Annotated in this window: 12 protein-coding genes and 2 pseudogenes; 9 read left to right on the top strand and 5 right to left on the bottom strand. The window is 65.4% G+C overall.

Annotation, left to right across the window (positions count from 1 at the left end; genetic code table 11):
- The 3 genes from Q0C64_RS03420 to folE form a co-directional block, all read left to right on the top strand.
- The coding region (locus tag Q0C64_RS03420; protein ID WP_294120830.1) for a DUF6356 family protein at positions 1–264 on the top strand (264 nt) is incomplete at its 5' end.
- A gap of 5 nt (positions 265–269) precedes the next feature.
- A complete protein-coding gene (locus Q0C64_RS03425) occupies positions 270–1,607 on the top strand; it encodes an FAD/NAD(P)-binding protein (protein ID WP_294120831.1) in 1,338 nt (445 codons plus the stop codon).
- The gene (gene folE / locus Q0C64_RS03430; protein ID WP_294120832.1) at positions 1,591–2,202 is read left to right on the top strand and encodes a GTP cyclohydrolase I FolE; all 612 of its coding nucleotides are present in this window, start codon (positions 1,591–1,593) and stop codon (positions 2,200–2,202) included. Before Q0C64_RS03425 ends, folE begins: the two co-directional genes overlap by 17 nt.
- Positions 2,203–2,400: 198 nt before the next feature.
- On the opposite strand, the gene Q0C64_RS03435 is transcribed toward folE, so the two are convergent.
- Positions 2,401–2,769 carry a hypothetical protein gene (locus Q0C64_RS03435; protein ID WP_294120835.1) on the bottom strand — a complete coding sequence of 123 codons (369 nt, stop codon included), beginning with the start codon at positions 2,767–2,769 and terminating at the stop codon, positions 2,401–2,403.
- A 128-nt stretch (positions 2,770–2,897) separates the two neighbouring features.
- The gene (locus tag Q0C64_RS03440; protein WP_294120836.1) at positions 2,898–3,602 is read right to left on the bottom strand and encodes a winged helix-turn-helix transcriptional regulator; all 705 of its coding nucleotides are present in this window, start codon (positions 3,600–3,602) and stop codon (positions 2,898–2,900) included.
- A 401-nt stretch (positions 3,603–4,003) separates the two neighbouring features.
- Between Q0C64_RS03440 and Q0C64_RS03445 the strand changes: the two genes are divergently transcribed.
- On the top strand, positions 4,004–4,372 hold the full coding sequence (locus Q0C64_RS03445) for a UrcA family protein (RefSeq protein WP_294120837.1): 369 nt from the start codon (positions 4,004–4,006) through the stop codon (positions 4,370–4,372).
- A gap of 93 nt (positions 4,373–4,465) precedes the next feature.
- Positions 4,466–6,121, top strand: coding sequence for a hypothetical protein (locus Q0C64_RS03450; protein WP_294120838.1), 1,656 nt, complete (start codon positions 4,466–4,468; stop codon positions 6,119–6,121).
- A 320-nt stretch (positions 6,122–6,441) separates the two neighbouring features.
- On the opposite strand, the gene Q0C64_RS03455 is transcribed toward Q0C64_RS03450, so the two are convergent.
- A complete protein-coding gene (locus tag Q0C64_RS03455; RefSeq protein ID WP_294120840.1) occupies positions 6,442–8,010 on the bottom strand; it encodes an alpha/beta fold hydrolase in 1,569 nt (522 codons plus the stop codon).
- 280 nt (positions 8,011–8,290) lie between these two features.
- On the opposite strand from Q0C64_RS03455, the gene Q0C64_RS03460 reads away from it, so the two are divergent.
- Complete coding sequence (locus Q0C64_RS03460; protein ID WP_294120842.1) at positions 8,291–9,205, top strand: diiron oxygenase; 915 nt, start codon at positions 8,291–8,293, stop codon at positions 9,203–9,205.
- A 26-nt stretch (positions 9,206–9,231) separates the two neighbouring features.
- Positions 9,232–9,789 (top strand): OsmC family protein, encoded by a 558-nt coding sequence (locus Q0C64_RS03465; RefSeq protein ID WP_294120844.1) that lies wholly within the window; start codon positions 9,232–9,234, stop codon positions 9,787–9,789.
- A 175-nt stretch (positions 9,790–9,964) separates the two neighbouring features.
- On the opposite strand, the pseudogene Q0C64_RS03470 reads toward Q0C64_RS03465, so the two are convergent.
- Positions 9,965–10,255: pseudogene (locus Q0C64_RS03470) on the bottom strand (winged helix-turn-helix domain-containing protein); the annotation flags it as partial.
- Between the two features lie 690 nt (positions 10,256–10,945).
- A pseudogene (locus Q0C64_RS03475) lies at positions 10,946–11,314 on the bottom strand (DUF4118 domain-containing protein); the annotation flags it as partial.
- A gap of 191 nt (positions 11,315–11,505) precedes the next feature.
- Here Q0C64_RS03475 and Q0C64_RS03480 point away from each other — a divergent pair.
- Together Q0C64_RS03480 and Q0C64_RS03485 are read left to right on the top strand one after the other, a co-directional pair.
- A complete protein-coding gene (locus Q0C64_RS03480) occupies positions 11,506–13,338 on the top strand; it encodes a potassium transporter Kup (protein ID WP_294120886.1) in 1,833 nt (610 codons plus the stop codon).
- Positions 13,335–14,087, top strand: a complete 753-nt coding sequence (locus Q0C64_RS03485) for a transporter (protein WP_294120845.1) — start codon at positions 13,335–13,337, stop codon at positions 14,085–14,087. Before Q0C64_RS03480 ends, Q0C64_RS03485 begins: the two co-directional genes overlap by 4 nt.
- Positions 14,088–14,147 lie beyond the last annotated feature (60 nt).

Raw genomic sequence — 14,147 nt, forward strand, 5'->3', positions numbered from 1 at the left:
AAAGGGGAAGAAAACGCGATGATCGGGAGGCTGTTCTGGGAGCACCCCAAATCGCTGGGGATGAGCTGGGCGGAGCATGGCGCTGGCGCGGTGGTGATCGGCGCGAGGATGGTCGGCGCGGGCCTCGCCTGCATCGTCCACGCCGCGGTGCCAGCGCTGTTCACCGAGACGGCGGGGCGGACGGTCAAGAGCCTCCACGACCATATGGTCAAGCGCAAGGCCGGGGCAGCCAACCCCAACGCCTGGCCGGACTATGAGATCTGACGCGCATGGAGGCTGACCGACCGACCGTTGTCATTATCGGCGGCGGCTTTTCCGGGACGATGCTGGCGGCCGAGCTGGCGCGCAAGGGCCTAGCCAGCACGCTGATTGAGGGGCGCGGCCGCGCCGGCGAAGGAACGGCCTTTTCGACCGACGAAAAGGCGCACCTTTTGAACGTGCCGGCAGGGCGGATGGGCGCCTGGGCCGACCAGCCGGGGCATTTCGCGTCGGAAGTGGCGCGCGAAGGCTATGAGCCGCACGAGTTCGTGCCGCGCAAACGCTACGGCGAATATCTACGCAAGATTTTGAATGACGCCGCGGCCAGCGGGCAGGTGCGGATCGTCCAGCAGGATGCGGTCGCGGCCGAGCGGGCCGGCGACGGCTGGGAAGTGCGGCTGGCCGACGGATCGCGGGTCGCGGGCCATGCGCTGGCGCTGGCCCAGGGCAACCAGGCGCCGCAGGCGCTGCCCTATGCGCGCGGCATCGACGAAAAATTCTTCGTCAACGACCCGTGGAGCGAAGAGGGACGCGCGGCGATCGTGCGAGCGGCTGCGACCGGGGGTGATGTGCTGCTGATCGGCACCGGGCTCACCATGGTCGACATGGTGCTGACCCTAGACGAGGTGCGCCTGCGCGGGCGGATGACGGCGGTGTCGCGGCGCGGCCAGGCCCCGCGCGCCCATGCCGACCATGGCAGCGCGCCGGTGACGCAGGAGGAAGTGCCGCACGGGTCGCTCAGGAAAGCATGGCGCTGGCTGCTCAACCGCGGGGCGGCGGTCGGCTGGCGCGCTGCAGTGGATAGCCTCAGGCCGCACAGCCAGGCGCTGTGGCAAAGCTGGAGCGCGTCGGAACAGCGACGCTTCATGCGTCATGCCCGTCCATGGTGGGACGTACACCGCCACCGCATCGCGCCGGAAGTCGGCGGGCGGATCAAGCGGCTGGTCCAGATCGGCCGGCTGGAGATCGTGGCGGGCCAGGTGACCGACATGTGGGTCAAGGGCAATAAGCTCGACGTGTCGATCAAGCGTCGCGGCAAGAAGGCCGCCGATGACCATGGTTTCGCGCTGGCGATCAATTGCACTGGTCCGCTCGGCGCCATCTCGCAGAGCAAGGATTCGCTTTTAAGGAGCTTGTTCGAAGCCGGGCTGGCCAGGCCCGATGCGCTCGATATCGGGCTTGAGGTCGACGGGCATTCGCGGGTTCTGGGTGCGGGCAAGGCCTGGGCACTGGGGCCGCTCACCAAAGGACGTTATTGGGAAATCACCGCCGTTCCCGATATCAGGGGGCAAGTAGCGGCAGTAGCCGACGATATAGCCAAGGAAATGGGTCATGCCGTGCAGTCCTGAAGATGGCGACCTGGTCAGCGGCGCGCCCAAGGTGGCGGTGCCGGACGAGGTTGCGGAGGCGGTCAAGACGCTGATCCGCTGGGCCGGAGACGATCCCGAGCGCGAAGGGCTGCTCGACACGCCGAAGCGGGTGGCCCGGGCGTGGCGCGAATATGCCAAAGGCTATGCCGAGGACCCGGCGGTGCATTTGAAGCGGACCTTCGACGAGGTCGGCGGCTATGACGAAATCGTGCTGCTCAAGGACATTCCGTTCCAGAGCCATTGCGAACATCACCTCGCCCCGATCATCGGCAAGGCATCGATCGCTTACCTGCCGCGCGACAAGGTGGTCGGGATCAGCAAGCTAGCGCGGGTGCTGCACGGCTATGCCAGGCGGCTGCAGGTCCAGGAGCGGCTGACCGCCGAGGTTGCCGACTGTATTTGCGAACATCTGAAGCCCAAGGGGGTGGCGGTGGTGATCGAGGCCACCCACGCCTGCATGACCGCGCGCGGGGTCCAGACGCCGGGCGTGATGATGGTCACGAGCCGGATCATGGGGGTGTTCCGCGAGGATGACCGGAGCCGAAAAGAGGTATTAGCCTTAATGGGCTACTAGCCAAGCCGGATCATGGGCCTCGATGCTCGCCAGTCCCCCGGACTGGCTGCGCTTCTCGCTCCGCGAGGACGACAGGTCGCGGAAAGAGGTATTAGCCTTAATGGGCTACTAGCGTTTCGATCAAAGTACTACTTTGATCGAGGTCTGCTGAGTGGCTCCAGCCCGGAATGAATCCGGGCTTCGCCACGAGTCTTTAGATCAGCGCTCTCTTCGCTCGCGGTAGTAGACTCCCTGGTCATAATAGCCGCCGCCGAAATAGGGCGCGCCATAGTTGGGGCCGTAATAGGCCGAGCCGTGGGCGGCATCGTCATGGGGCGAGGTGGTGGCGCTGGTCGGAGAGAAGGCGCGATCGAGCGAGCTGCCGCCGTCGACGTGGCGGTGGCGCGGGTAGCTGAAGAAGCCATAGGGCCCGCCGCGATTGCGGTCGCCGTAGGAATCGCCGCCGGTTTGGGCAGTGCTTTGGGTGAGGCTGTGCTGCTGGGTGCCATCGAGGCTATCGGCCGTAGCCGCACCGGGGGCGGCGGCGAGGCAGCGGGCCGACAGGATGAGCAGGGACTTACCGAACATCAGCGACTCCATCATCGCGCTTGCCGGCTTTGGCATAGTTGGGATGAACGGGCGGTTTCAATTGGGCCTGACGCTCGTCAAGGGTGCAATAAAGCTGCAGCCATACTCCGACATTGATGCCGTCCTCGTTATGCGGCCCGCGGGATCGCATGCGGCACTGGCGCGCGATCGGAATTTGCGAAAACGCTTGGGCGCAACCAGCTGCTGACGTTCCGGGTCAACGCCAGTTCTCCTTCAATGATCAAATCGCCAGAGCGCACCGCTTCGCGATAGGTGCGATCGCCCATCCAGACGTCATGCATCGTCCGGACAGTGGTCGTGAAGTAGACGTCGACGTCGGAGGCCGGCGCGGTGAGGCACACCTCCACAATTTGCTGATCGACCCGCAGCCACCAGTTGGGCTGTTCCGTCATATCGGTAAACTTGAAGCGGATGACGCTGTGATCGCCTGGAAGTTTGCCGGGGTCGATGCTCCGTTCAAGATAAAACATCAGAAAATCCAGATTGAAGTCCTCTTCGACCAGCATTTCGCGAGTCCAATTCAATCCCCATTCGCCGATCGCGATGAGCACCGGCAACAATGCCTCGCAGGCAATCGTGGGCCAATATTCATGGCCGCGCTGGCCACCAATCCGGCGACGCGCGACAATGCCTCGCTCCTCCAGCAATTTGAGGCGGCTGGTGAGCAGCGTCGGCGAGATATCGCCAAGCCCCCGTTGCAGTTCATTAAAGCGGCGCCCGCCCATCAGCAGTTCTCGCAGGATGAGGATCGTCCAGCGTTCGCCCAGAATCTCAGTTGCCTTAGCGACCGGACAAAATTGACTATAGTTCATGAGTTGTCCCCATCTGCCCCACGCCCATGGATTGAGGTGGTGCATTCCTCGCTCTGGATGGCGAGCCACCGTGGAAGCACGCGTGGTAAAAAGCGTCGAAACCGCCCCCGCGGCGGGTTGGGCCAATTACCACGGTTTTCGATTAGAGCGTCATTTTTAAGTGATTTTCTCGATTACTGAAATCGGAGATGCAGCAGGTCCAGTTGCGGCACGGGCGCTTTCCCACTGAAGTTCAACGGAAAATGGCATTGGACGGGTCTTGGTCCCGAACAGCCAAGCTCCAAATCCTGTAGCGGGTTGCTCCAATCCATGAACTATCGGGCCAATCGCTTGCGACCGCATTTTCTTCCTGCGCGCCGGCTCCCGTTCCGGCGGCCACCCGAACACCAAAGGAAGTCAAAATGCGAAACAACCTTATCCGAATTCGCTCGGCCATCTCGCTGAGTATATTGTTGGCCATGTCCGCCCCGGCGGTTGCCGAACATGTCATCGTGACAGCCAATCCGGCGCCGAGCGCGACCGTCTCCACTGGCGATTTCAATCTCGCCTCTGCCGCGGGACTGGCGGCAGTGAAGCATCGCATCCGGGCAGTCGCGGCCGATCTGTGCCTGACGAACGCGGTCGAACCCGTCGACATCCGAATGGCGCGGGCCAAATGCTTCCGGGCGGCGGTTTCCGACGGCAATCGGCAAATTGAACAAATGGTGGCTGCCCGGGGCACCGCGCCGATGGGCGCAATGGCGGCAATCCTGACCAAAACCGGGGGCTGATCGGGGCTTTACTCTCACCGACCAAACCCTCGGTTTGCGCGGCGCCAGGCCCGGCGCCGCGCACCCCACTTCTCAAAGGAATCGAATATGCGAATGAAAATATTGATCGCCGGATCGGCGATCGCGCTCGGCACGGCCTTGACCATGGCGACCCCGGCCCAGGCGCAAGCCGTTTGCGATCTCGCGGACGGACTGGCGACAGAAAACACCGGCGGCGCCACCGCGGTGGATCCGGAAGACCTGGCGTGCGGCGAAAATGCTTCCGCTGATGGCGCCGGCGTCGCCAACGGCGCAACGGCCGTCGGAGCGAGCGCCGCTGCAGCCGGAGGCGACGCGACGGCGTTCGGTAGCGATTCCAACGCGACCGGCAGCGACACGACGGCGATTGGCGCAGATGCTGCCGCCACTGCTGACAGCGCCACGGCGGCCGGCAACGCAGCGACGGCCAGTGGCCTAGAGGCGACGTCCGTGGGCACGAGTTCGACCGCATCGGGCGAAAGCTCCACCGCCGTAGGCATCCTGGCGAATGCCACGGGCTTCCAGTCGGTCGCCGTCGGCAATCGCGCCCAGGCGACCAATGAGGATTCGGCGGCGTTCGGCGACAAGGCCCTGGCGACCGGCTTTCACTCGACCGCGATCGGCGGGGAAGCAGTCGCATCGGGCGCCGGATCGCAGGCGTTCGGCTGGAGAGCCAATGCCACCGGCACGCAGTCGGTCGCCGTCGGCAACCAGACCCAGGCGACAGGCGTCGCCTCCACGTCGCTGGGCAATCTTGCCCGGGCCGTTGGGGCCAATTCGACCGCGATAGGCAACAGCGCGAATGCGAACGCGGCAAACTCCACCGCGGTTGGTGTGAACTCGCAGGCGACCGGCCTGGAAGCGACCGCACTGGGCGAAGGGTCCAATGCAGCTGGCGAAAGCTCGACAGCAGTCGGCATCCTTGCCAACGCCACCGGCCTGCAGTCGGTAGCCGTCGGCAACCGGGCCCAGGCGACCAACGAGGATTCGGCTGCATTCGGCGACAAGGCTCTGGCGACCGGTTTCCATTCGACTGCGATCGGCGGCGAAGCGGTGGCGTCAGGCGCCGGGTCTCAGGCGTTTGGCTGGAGAGCGAATGCCACTGGCGCCCAGGCTGCCGCAGTTGGCAACCAGGCTCAGGCAACCGGCGCCGCTTCTACCGCAATCGGCAACCTAGCCAATGCGTCGGGTGCCAATTCGACCGCGCTTGGCAACGGCGCGGTGGCATCCGGCACCAATTCGACCGCAATCGGGCAGGGCGCCAGCACCGCCGGCTTCGCCAATTCGGTCGCGCTCGGCACGGGCACGGTTGCTACGGCCACCAACCAGGTGAACGTCGGTAACCGCACGATCGGCGGAGTGGCCGCTGGCGTGCTCGCCACTGACGCGGTCAATGTGGCGCAGCTCAATGCGGCTGTCGGCACCATCAACAGCGGGATCGCCGGCTTGCAAGGTGACATCGGCACGCTGTTCGATCTGCGTGACAGGGATCGTAACGACGCACAGCAAGGGATCGCCGCAGCCATGGCGCTGACCCAGGCGCCGATGCCCTCTTCGCCTGGCGGAGTGAGCTATGCCGCCAACGGCGCAACCTTCCGCGGTGAATATGCCTTCGGTGCCTCGCTAACGTATCGGCTTCCTACCGAAAAGGTGGTGGCCTTGACCGTAGGTGCCGCATTCGCGGGCAGCCACAACAACGGAGCTCGCGTCGGCATCGCCGGCGAATTCTGATCCTCGACCGGAACTCAATCGGGATCCCCTCCATTGCGTTCCGGCCAGCGGTAGGCGGGCGGCCCCCGGGAAACGGGCCGCCCGCCGCTCTATGGGGAAGAGAGCCGGCGCGGAGTGAAACCTGCGCTGCCTTTCCAATGATGCTCTGCATCATCGGAACCTTGGGCAGCTCCGCCGCGCCGTCGGCCCTGCCCGCTCCGCGGCAGGCCGTCCGACATTGTCCTTCGGTCGCCTTCGGCTCGGTTAGCTGCGCTTCCGGTCAGGCTTTGCAGTTAGCCGACGCTTCGCGTCGGGACTGGGCCCCGGCCTGCGCCGGGGAACTAAGATTCGAGAAACTCCTCCACGATCCTGGCGTACTTCGGCCAGCCGGGGTCGGTCTCCAGCAGCAAATGGTTGGGGCTTTCGACGGCGATGAACTGGGCGCCGGGGATGCGGGCGGCGAGCGCCCGGCCGGCCGCGAAGGGGACTACCGCGTCGCGGGTCGAGTGGCCGACCAAGGTGGGCGTGGTGACCTTGCCCAATAGTTCGCCGACGTTGATGTCGGCGAACACTTGTTGCAGCGCGACAGCGTTTTCGGCCGAGGTGGTGACCCGCTGCATTTCGTTGAAATAATCCTCCTGCTCCTGGCTGCCCTCGGGCAAGTAGAGCGAGGTGAACATCTGCCGGTAGGCGGGGTTGTCGAGCGCCCAGCCGTAGCGGGTCAGCTCGAGCATTGCCTCGCGCCGCTCGATCTCGGCCGGGTCGGAACGGTGGCGCCAGCCGAGCGCATAGCCGCCCCACAAATGCATCTTGCGGACCCGCTCGGGATGGCGCGTGGCGTAAGCGATGGCGACCGCGGCGCCCTGGCTGATGCCGAGAAGGTCGAAGCGATCGAGGCCGGCGGCGTCGACCACGCTTTCCAGATCGTCAACCATCGCGTCGAAATTCAAGGGCGCGTGCCAGTCGCTGAGGCCGTTGCCGCGCTCGTCATAGCGCCACACCGAGCGGATGTGGGTGAGGGCACGGATCCAATGCTTCCAAAGCGGGCTGTGAAGGTCGGCCTCGAGATGGTTGAGCCAGTTGGCGGCCTTGACCAGGGGCGGACCAGCTCCGGTCACCGAGTAAGCGAGGGTGGTGCCGTCGGTCGCCTGGCAGAAGTGGATTTCCTGCTTGAGGATGGCGGGAGCGGCCGGCTCGGGCGCGGCGGGCTCCTCGACGGGCAAGGGAATGGCGGAGGGCTCGCGCAGCGCCGCGGTGGCGGGAACCCCGGCCTCGCCGAGGCGTCGGATGGCCAGCGCGCGCTGCTGCTCGGCTTCTTCCTCGCGGCCGGCGGCAAGGAGCAGGCGGACGAGGACTTCGTCGGGCTCAGGGTCGTGCGGCGTGCGCTCGACCCAGGCGCGGACATGGGGGAGCAGGGTTTCAGGCGGCAGGTCGCGGGCGACCAGCTCGGCGCACAGCTGGTCCATCCACAAATGGACGTCCTCGGCGCGGGCAATGCGCCAAGCGTTGAAATCGTCGCAATTGGGGAGGTCGAGATCTTCGAGGAACGGGCCGGCCGAAAGCGCGCAGAAGCTTTCGAGCTGTTCGGTTGGCGTGTCCCCGGCATGGGCGACGAGGTCGCGCAGCCGGGCGAAGTCGATGTCCAGCGCGGATGCGTCGAGCGCGGCGGTCTCGCGGTCGGCGACGATCGCGTCACCGAGCAGGCCGCGGAGCTTGCTGAGGCTCCAGCGCAGCGCGCCCCTGGGATCGTCGGGTATTTCCCAGAAGAGGTGGGTGAGCCGCTCCCGCCTAACCGGCTTGTTCTCGGCGGCGAGGTAACCGAGCAGGGCGCGGGTCTTGCGCGAGGCGGGGAGCGGCACGGTCGCGCCGTCCGCGATCACCGCCATCGGTCCCAGCAAGCGCAACTGCATTAACGGCCCCCTCCTGTGGGCCCCACCGTGGAAACGCCGTTAACCGTTCACACGGTCCGGTTCCAACGCTTTTTCCAACGGCTGCTTCCACGATGGCCCGTCAGATGGCCTCCCCAAGGACGGAAATTAGGGCCCGTCCACACAAAGGGAGTCATTACTAATGCACAGTCATTCCACCAACCAGGACACGATGGCCTGCGCCGTCGGTGCGCTGCTGTTCGCCAGCTTGTCGCTGGGCGCCGCGCTCTTTCCGCTGATCGCAGCTTAAGGAGCCGGCACCATGTTTCACGACTTCAACTATCCGGCGGTGCTTGCCGCCTCGACCCGCGCCGCGTGGCAGATCGACGATGTCATCGGTCCGGACGCGAAGCTCGACTTTTCGCGCCCGTTCATGCCGGAGAATCTGGCGCGGACCAGCGGCCTTGCCATGTTACGCCCGGACGAGCGGCTGACGCTCAACCATATCCGCGCGCATGAATATCTGACGCTGTTCGGGCTGGTCGAGGAGTTCATCCTGCCGTTCGTGCTCGACCATGTCCGCGACGGCCTGCCCGGCGATGACAAGGTCGAGACCCAGGCGCTGCTCAACTTCGCCTCGGAAGAAGCCAAGCACATCCAGCTGTTCAAGCGCTTTCAGCAGGTCTTCAAGGAAGGCTTCGCCCAGAAGTGCGAGGTGATCGGCCCGCCGGAAGCGGTCGCCGAGTTCGTGCTGGGCCAAGACCCGCTCAGCGTGGCGCTGTTCATTCTGATGATCGAATGGATGACCCAGTCCCACTACGTCGACAGCGTCAAGGACGATAACGGGCTCGACCCGCTATTCACCGAGCTGCTGCGGAACCACTGGATCGAGGAGGCGCAGCACGCCAAGCTCGATACGCTGGTGGTCGAGGCGCTGGCCCGGGGCAAGAGCGAGGCCGAGCTGCACGCCGCGGTCGACGGCTTCCTCACCATCGTCGGCTTCTTCGACACCGGCTGCCGCCAGCAGGCCAAGTTCAACCTCGACGCGCTGGAGGCCATCCACGGTCCGAAGGCGAGCGAGGCCGACCGGCTCGAGCTACTCGCCCGCCAGCACCAGGCGCTGCGCTGGACCTATCTTGGCTCCGGCCTCGCCCACCGCGAGTTCCGCTCGACGCTGGGCGCGCTGTCCTTGAGCCAGTTGGCCAGGATCGACGAGCTCGCCACCAAATTCCAGTGAAATTTCAACGCATAAGGAGCATCAACATGTTGAACCCCGTACAAAAGGCGATCGTCAACGACATCGACCTCGACAGGCTGACCCAATTGGTCGCGGACTCCGCGATCACACCGGCGCTCGGCTTTGAGGTGACCACCAAGTGGGACGGCCAGTTCCGCAGCGAGAGCCATGTCGGCCCGATCCGCTTCGGCAATGGCGACACGGTGATCCGCGACTTCGTCATCAAGGCCGACGAGCCGGAGGAAATCCTCGGCAGCAACCAGTCGCCCAATCCGCAGGAGCTGCTGATGGCGGCGCTCAACGCCTGCATGACCGTCGGCTATGTCGCCGGCGCGGCCAAGCGCGGCATCACGCTCAACAGCCTGGAGATCGTGACCAACGGCACGCTCGACCTGCGCGGCTTCTTCGCGCTGAGCGATGCGGTCCCGCCGGGCTATCCGAAGCTGGAGTATGTCGTGCGCATCTCCGGTGACGGCACGCGCGAACAGTTCGCCGAAATCCATGCCGAAGTGCAGGCGACCTCGCCCAATTACGACAACCTCGCCCGGGCAATCCGGATGGAAGCCAAGCTCGAGGTTCATTGAGTAAGGCGCGGGCCGCCTAGCCAAGCCCCCCAACCCCTAGCGGTCCGCTTGCCGGGACCGGTCTCAAGCCCCCGAGACCGGTCCCAAACTTCATTCGGCGAAAGTGGTACTTTCGCCGAGGCAATCGGAATGGCTCCAGCGCGAAGCAAGTTCGCGCTTCGCCATGAGTCATCGGCTATTGAGCTGTCGCCAACCGGTAGCCGACTGCAGGCTCGTTCAGGATCAATGCGGGATGCGCGGGGTCGGCCTCGAGCTTCTGGCGCAAGGCGCGGACGGCGACGCGGAGATAGTCGGCCTGCTTCTCATGCGCCGGACCCCAGGCGGTGCGGAGCAGATGGGCGTGGCTGAGCACGCGCCCCGGATGCTTGGCGAGCTCGGCCAGCACGGCATATTCCTTGGGCGTCAAATGCACTTCCTCGCCGCCCCGGCGTACCGCGCGGCGATAAAGGTCGATGGTGAGGTCACCGAATATGAGCGGCTTGTCGTCGGCCTCCGGACCGAGGTCGAGCAAATTGGCAAGGTAGCGCTGCAGTTTGCCGGCTTCCGAACCGAGAGTGGAGAGGAGGCTCCTGTCGCCATCGCCGTTGCGCAACAGGGCGGACACCGCCGTTGCCATCGCCGAAAGATGCGGACCAAGGTCCTGGCCGATGGTCGACAGCAGGGCCGAGCGGGTGCGGTCGCGCTCGCGCACCGCGGCGAATTCGCGCGCCTCGCCTTCCAGCCGCGACCGCTCCAGCGCCAGCGCGACCTGGTCGAGCAGATTGTCGAGCAGCTCGAGCTCCAGCAACGGAACCGGGCGGGTGCCATCGTCGCGGGCCAGGCCGATGACGGCGATCACCGCGGCGTTGGATCGGATCGGATAGAAGACCCATTCGGTGGTGGCGGCGGCATCGGCGCCGCGCCCGACGGGACGGCCGGACTCGATTGACCAGGCGGCAGCGGCAATGTCGGCTGGAGTCAGGATCAGCTGGCTGGGCTTGGCGGCGGCGATCTGCGGTTCGCCCTCGCCAGTCATCAGCACGGCGTTGCAATCGAACAGGCGGCCAAGTTCGCGGCAGGCGACCTCGCCCACCTGGGTTTCGCCCGAGGTCGACAGCAGTCGCCGGGCAAGGCCGGCGATGGTCGCGTTGCGCGAGGCGCTGGCCTTGGCAGCATGCGCGCTGGCCCGCATCCGCGCCGCCAGCTGGCTGGTGACCAGCGCGACCAGGAACAGGAAGATTACGGTGGCGATGTCTTCCGGGCTGTTGATGTGGAAGGTGCGGTAAGGCTCGGTGAAAAAATAGTTGAAGGCGAGCGCCGAGGCAGTCGCCGCCAGTACGCCGGGCGCAAGGCCGTAGAAGCCGGCAGCGGCGAGGACCGCCGGCAGGTACAGGAGGTCGACCGCCGAATTGCCCCAGCGCGGGGCGATCAGCATCCCGGCCAGGGTCGAGGCCGCGACCATCGCCAGCGTTTCGGCATAGGGCCGGACGACGCCGATGGCGCCGGCCTGGCGGCGGCGGACGGGCAGGGGAAACGGGTCGGTCATGGCCGCCAAATGGGCCCCGGCGGCGCGTCCGTCGAGACTAACACATGGTTCATTCCCGAAAACCACATGGAATCTTTACACGCCAAGTCGCCACTTCGCGGGACATGACAAGCATCACCATGACGGCCGACGCCGTCCCCGAAGCCGACAACGCCGGCCACCATGGCACCAAGGACAAGCTGCCGATCCTCATGCTCGGTGCGATCGGCGTGGTCTACGGCGACATCGGCACGTCGCCGCTTTATGCGATGAAGGAGAGCTTCATCGGCCCGCACCCGATGGAAGTCGACCCGCTGCACATCTTCGGCGTGCTGAGCCTAATCTTCTGGTCGCTGATGCTGATCGTCACGGTCAAATATGTCGTCGTTGCGATGCGCGCCGACAACCGCGGGGAGGGCGGGTCGCTGGCGCTGCTGGCGCTGATCCAGCGCAGCCTGCCGGGCAGGAAATGGACCGCTTCACTGGTGACGATGGGCGTGCTCGCGACCTGCCTGTTTTACGGCGACGCGATGATCACCCCGGCGATCTCGGTGCTGTCGGCGGTCGAGGGGTTGACGGTCGTCGAGGCCAGCCTTCAACCGCTGGTGATCCCGATCTCGATCGGCATCCTGGTCGGCCTGTTCCTGGTCCAGGCGCGCGGCACGGCCAAGGTTGGCGCGATCTTCGGACCGGTGGTGCTGGTCTACTTCGCCGTGCTGGCCGTGCTCGGCGTACTCAATATCATGAACCACCTCGCGATCCTGGGTGCGTTAAGCCCGACCTGGGCGATCAAATTCTTCTTTTACAATCCAAAGCTGGCGTTCCTCGCCATGGGATCGGTGTTCCTGGCGGTGACCGGCGCGGAAACGCTTTATGCCGACATGGGGCATTTCGGGCGGCGGGCGATCGGCTGGTCGTGGCTCGGGCTGGTTTATCCGTGCCTGATGCTCAATTATCTGGGGCAGGGCGCGCTGCTGCTGAGCAATCCGGCGGCGGTCGAAAATCCCTTCTTCCTGATGGCGCCGGAGTGGGCGCGGCTGCCGCTGGTTGGAATCGCCACGCTGGCGACGATCATCGCCAGCCAGGCGGTCATTTCGGGCGCATTCTCGGTTACCCACCAGGCGGTCCAGCTGGGTTTCCTGCCGCGCCTGAAGACGCTGCACACCAGCGCCAAGGCGGCCGGGCAAATCTATATACCGGCAGTCAACTGGACCTTGCTGGCGATGATCATCCTGCTGGTCATCGGCTTCCAGCAATCGACCAGCCTGGCCTCGGCCTATGGCATCGCAGTGACCGGCACGATGCTGATCACCACGGTGATGCTCGGCTTCCTCGTGTTCCAGGTGTGGAACTGGAACCGGGTGCTGTCGGCGCTGATCATCGGCACCTTCGCGCTGGTCGACGGCATCTATTTCGCGTCGAACATCACCAAAATCCCCGACGGCGGCTGGTTCCCGCTGGTGGTGGCGGCGGTGAGCTTTACCGTCCTCACCACCTGGGCAACGGGACGGGCGTTGCTCCGCCGGGCGCTCGACGAAAGCTCGGTGCCGCTGGAAGTGTTCGTCAAGTCAGCCTCGTCGGCGTTCCGGGCGCGCGGCACATCGGTGTTCATGTCGTCATCGGCCGACGGCATCCCGGCAGCGCTGCTGCATAACCTCAAGCACAACCAGGTGGTGCACCAGCGGGTCATCATCCTTACCGTCAAGGTCGAGGGCGTGCCGCATATCGACACCGAAAACCGGATCGAGACCAGGGATGTCGGCAGCGGCTTCTACCGCGTCATCCTCCACTATGGCTTCATGGAGGAGGTCGACATTCCGGGCGACCTGATGCGGGTCAAGGATGCCGGCGGGCCGTTCGACATGATGACCACCAGCTTCTTCCTCGGCCGCCAGAAGCTGATCGCGTGCAAGGACAAGCCGGGCATGGCGCTGTGGCGCGAGCGGTTGTTCGGCTGGATGCTGAAGAGTAGCGAAAGCGCGATGGAATTCTTTCGCCTGCCGATCAACCGGGTGATCGAACTGGGCAGCCAGGTGCGGATATGAGCCTGCTGCTGCTGGCGGCCGCGGGGGCGGCAGCCGAAGCCCCGATCTGCCCCGACCGGCCGGGCAAGGCCAATGCGGTCTGCACGGTTCCGGCGGGCAAAATCCAGGTCGAGTTCGGCGCGCTCGACTGGACGCGCATGGATGAGGGCGGGCAACGAACCGATGTGCTTTATGTTGGCTCGACGCTGCTGAAATATGGCCTGAGCGACCGGACGGATATTGAGCTGAACGTCTCGCCCTATGTGTGGGTGCGGAGCGAGGGCCAGTCCATCTCCGGCGCCGGCGATGTCGTGGTGCGCGTGAAGCAGCGGCTGACTGGGGACGACGCGCCGGTGCAGGTCGCGCTGATCCCGTTCATCAAGCTGCCGACCGCCAAGCACGGCATCGGCAACCGCAAGTGGGAGGGCGGGTTGGCGGCCACGGCCAGTTTCGACATCGGCGGCGGCGTCAGCGCGACGCTGGGTCCGGAGGTCGATGTGCTGGCCGACGGCGACGGGCGCGGCAGCCATGCCGCGATCGTCAATGTGCTGAGCCTGTCGGGAGCGATCGCGCCGCGGCTGAGCCTGTCCGGCGAGCTGTGGAGCAACTTTGAGCTCGACCCGGCCGGGACGGTCCGGCAGGCCTCGGCCGATGCGGCGCTGGCCTATGCGGTGAACGATCGGCTGCAGCTGGACGGCGGCGTCAATGTCGGGCTGACCAACGAAACCCCCGATCTCGAGCTCTACACGGGCGTTTCGCTGCGGTTCTAAACGAGCATGTCGACGTCACGGAATGAATCCGTGACGTCAGTCGGGGTCGGCGGCGCCGAC

The sequence above is a fragment of the Sphingomonas sp. genome, from assembly GCF_023266535.1.
Classification (GTDB): Bacteria; Pseudomonadota; Alphaproteobacteria; order Sphingomonadales; family Sphingomonadaceae; genus Sphingomicrobium.

Excerpts from the sequence above, each read along its gene's own strand:
- Q0C64_RS03450 (WP_294120838.1), top strand. The coding sequence starts at position 4,466 with ATGAAAATATTGATCGCCGGATCGGCGATCGCGCTCGGCACGGCCTTG.
- Q0C64_RS03440 (WP_294120836.1), bottom strand. The coding sequence starts at position 3,602 with ATGAACTATAGTCAATTTTGTCCGGTCGCTAAGGCAACTGAGATTCTG.
- Q0C64_RS03445 (WP_294120837.1), top strand. The coding sequence starts at position 4,004 with ATGCGAAACAACCTTATCCGAATTCGCTCGGCCATCTCGCTGAGTATA.
- Q0C64_RS03435 (WP_294120835.1), bottom strand. The coding sequence starts at position 2,769 with ATGTTCGGTAAGTCCCTGCTCATCCTGTCGGCCCGCTGCCTCGCCGCC.
- Q0C64_RS03425 (WP_294120831.1), top strand. The coding sequence starts at position 270 with ATGGAGGCTGACCGACCGACCGTTGTCATTATCGGCGGCGGCTTTTCC.
- Q0C64_RS03455 (WP_294120840.1), bottom strand. The coding sequence starts at position 8,010 with ATGCAGTTGCGCTTGCTGGGACCGATGGCGGTGATCGCGGACGGCGCG.
- Q0C64_RS03460 (WP_294120842.1), top strand. The coding sequence starts at position 8,291 with ATGTTTCACGACTTCAACTATCCGGCGGTGCTTGCCGCCTCGACCCGC.
- folE (WP_294120832.1), top strand. The coding sequence starts at position 1,591 with ATGCCGTGCAGTCCTGAAGATGGCGACCTGGTCAGCGGCGCGCCCAAG.
- Q0C64_RS03465 (WP_294120844.1), top strand. The coding sequence starts at position 9,232 with ATGTTGAACCCCGTACAAAAGGCGATCGTCAACGACATCGACCTCGAC.
- Q0C64_RS03480 (WP_294120886.1), top strand. The coding sequence starts at position 11,506 with ATGCTCGGTGCGATCGGCGTGGTCTACGGCGACATCGGCACGTCGCCG.
- Q0C64_RS03485 (WP_294120845.1), top strand. The coding sequence starts at position 13,335 with ATGAGCCTGCTGCTGCTGGCGGCCGCGGGGGCGGCAGCCGAAGCCCCG.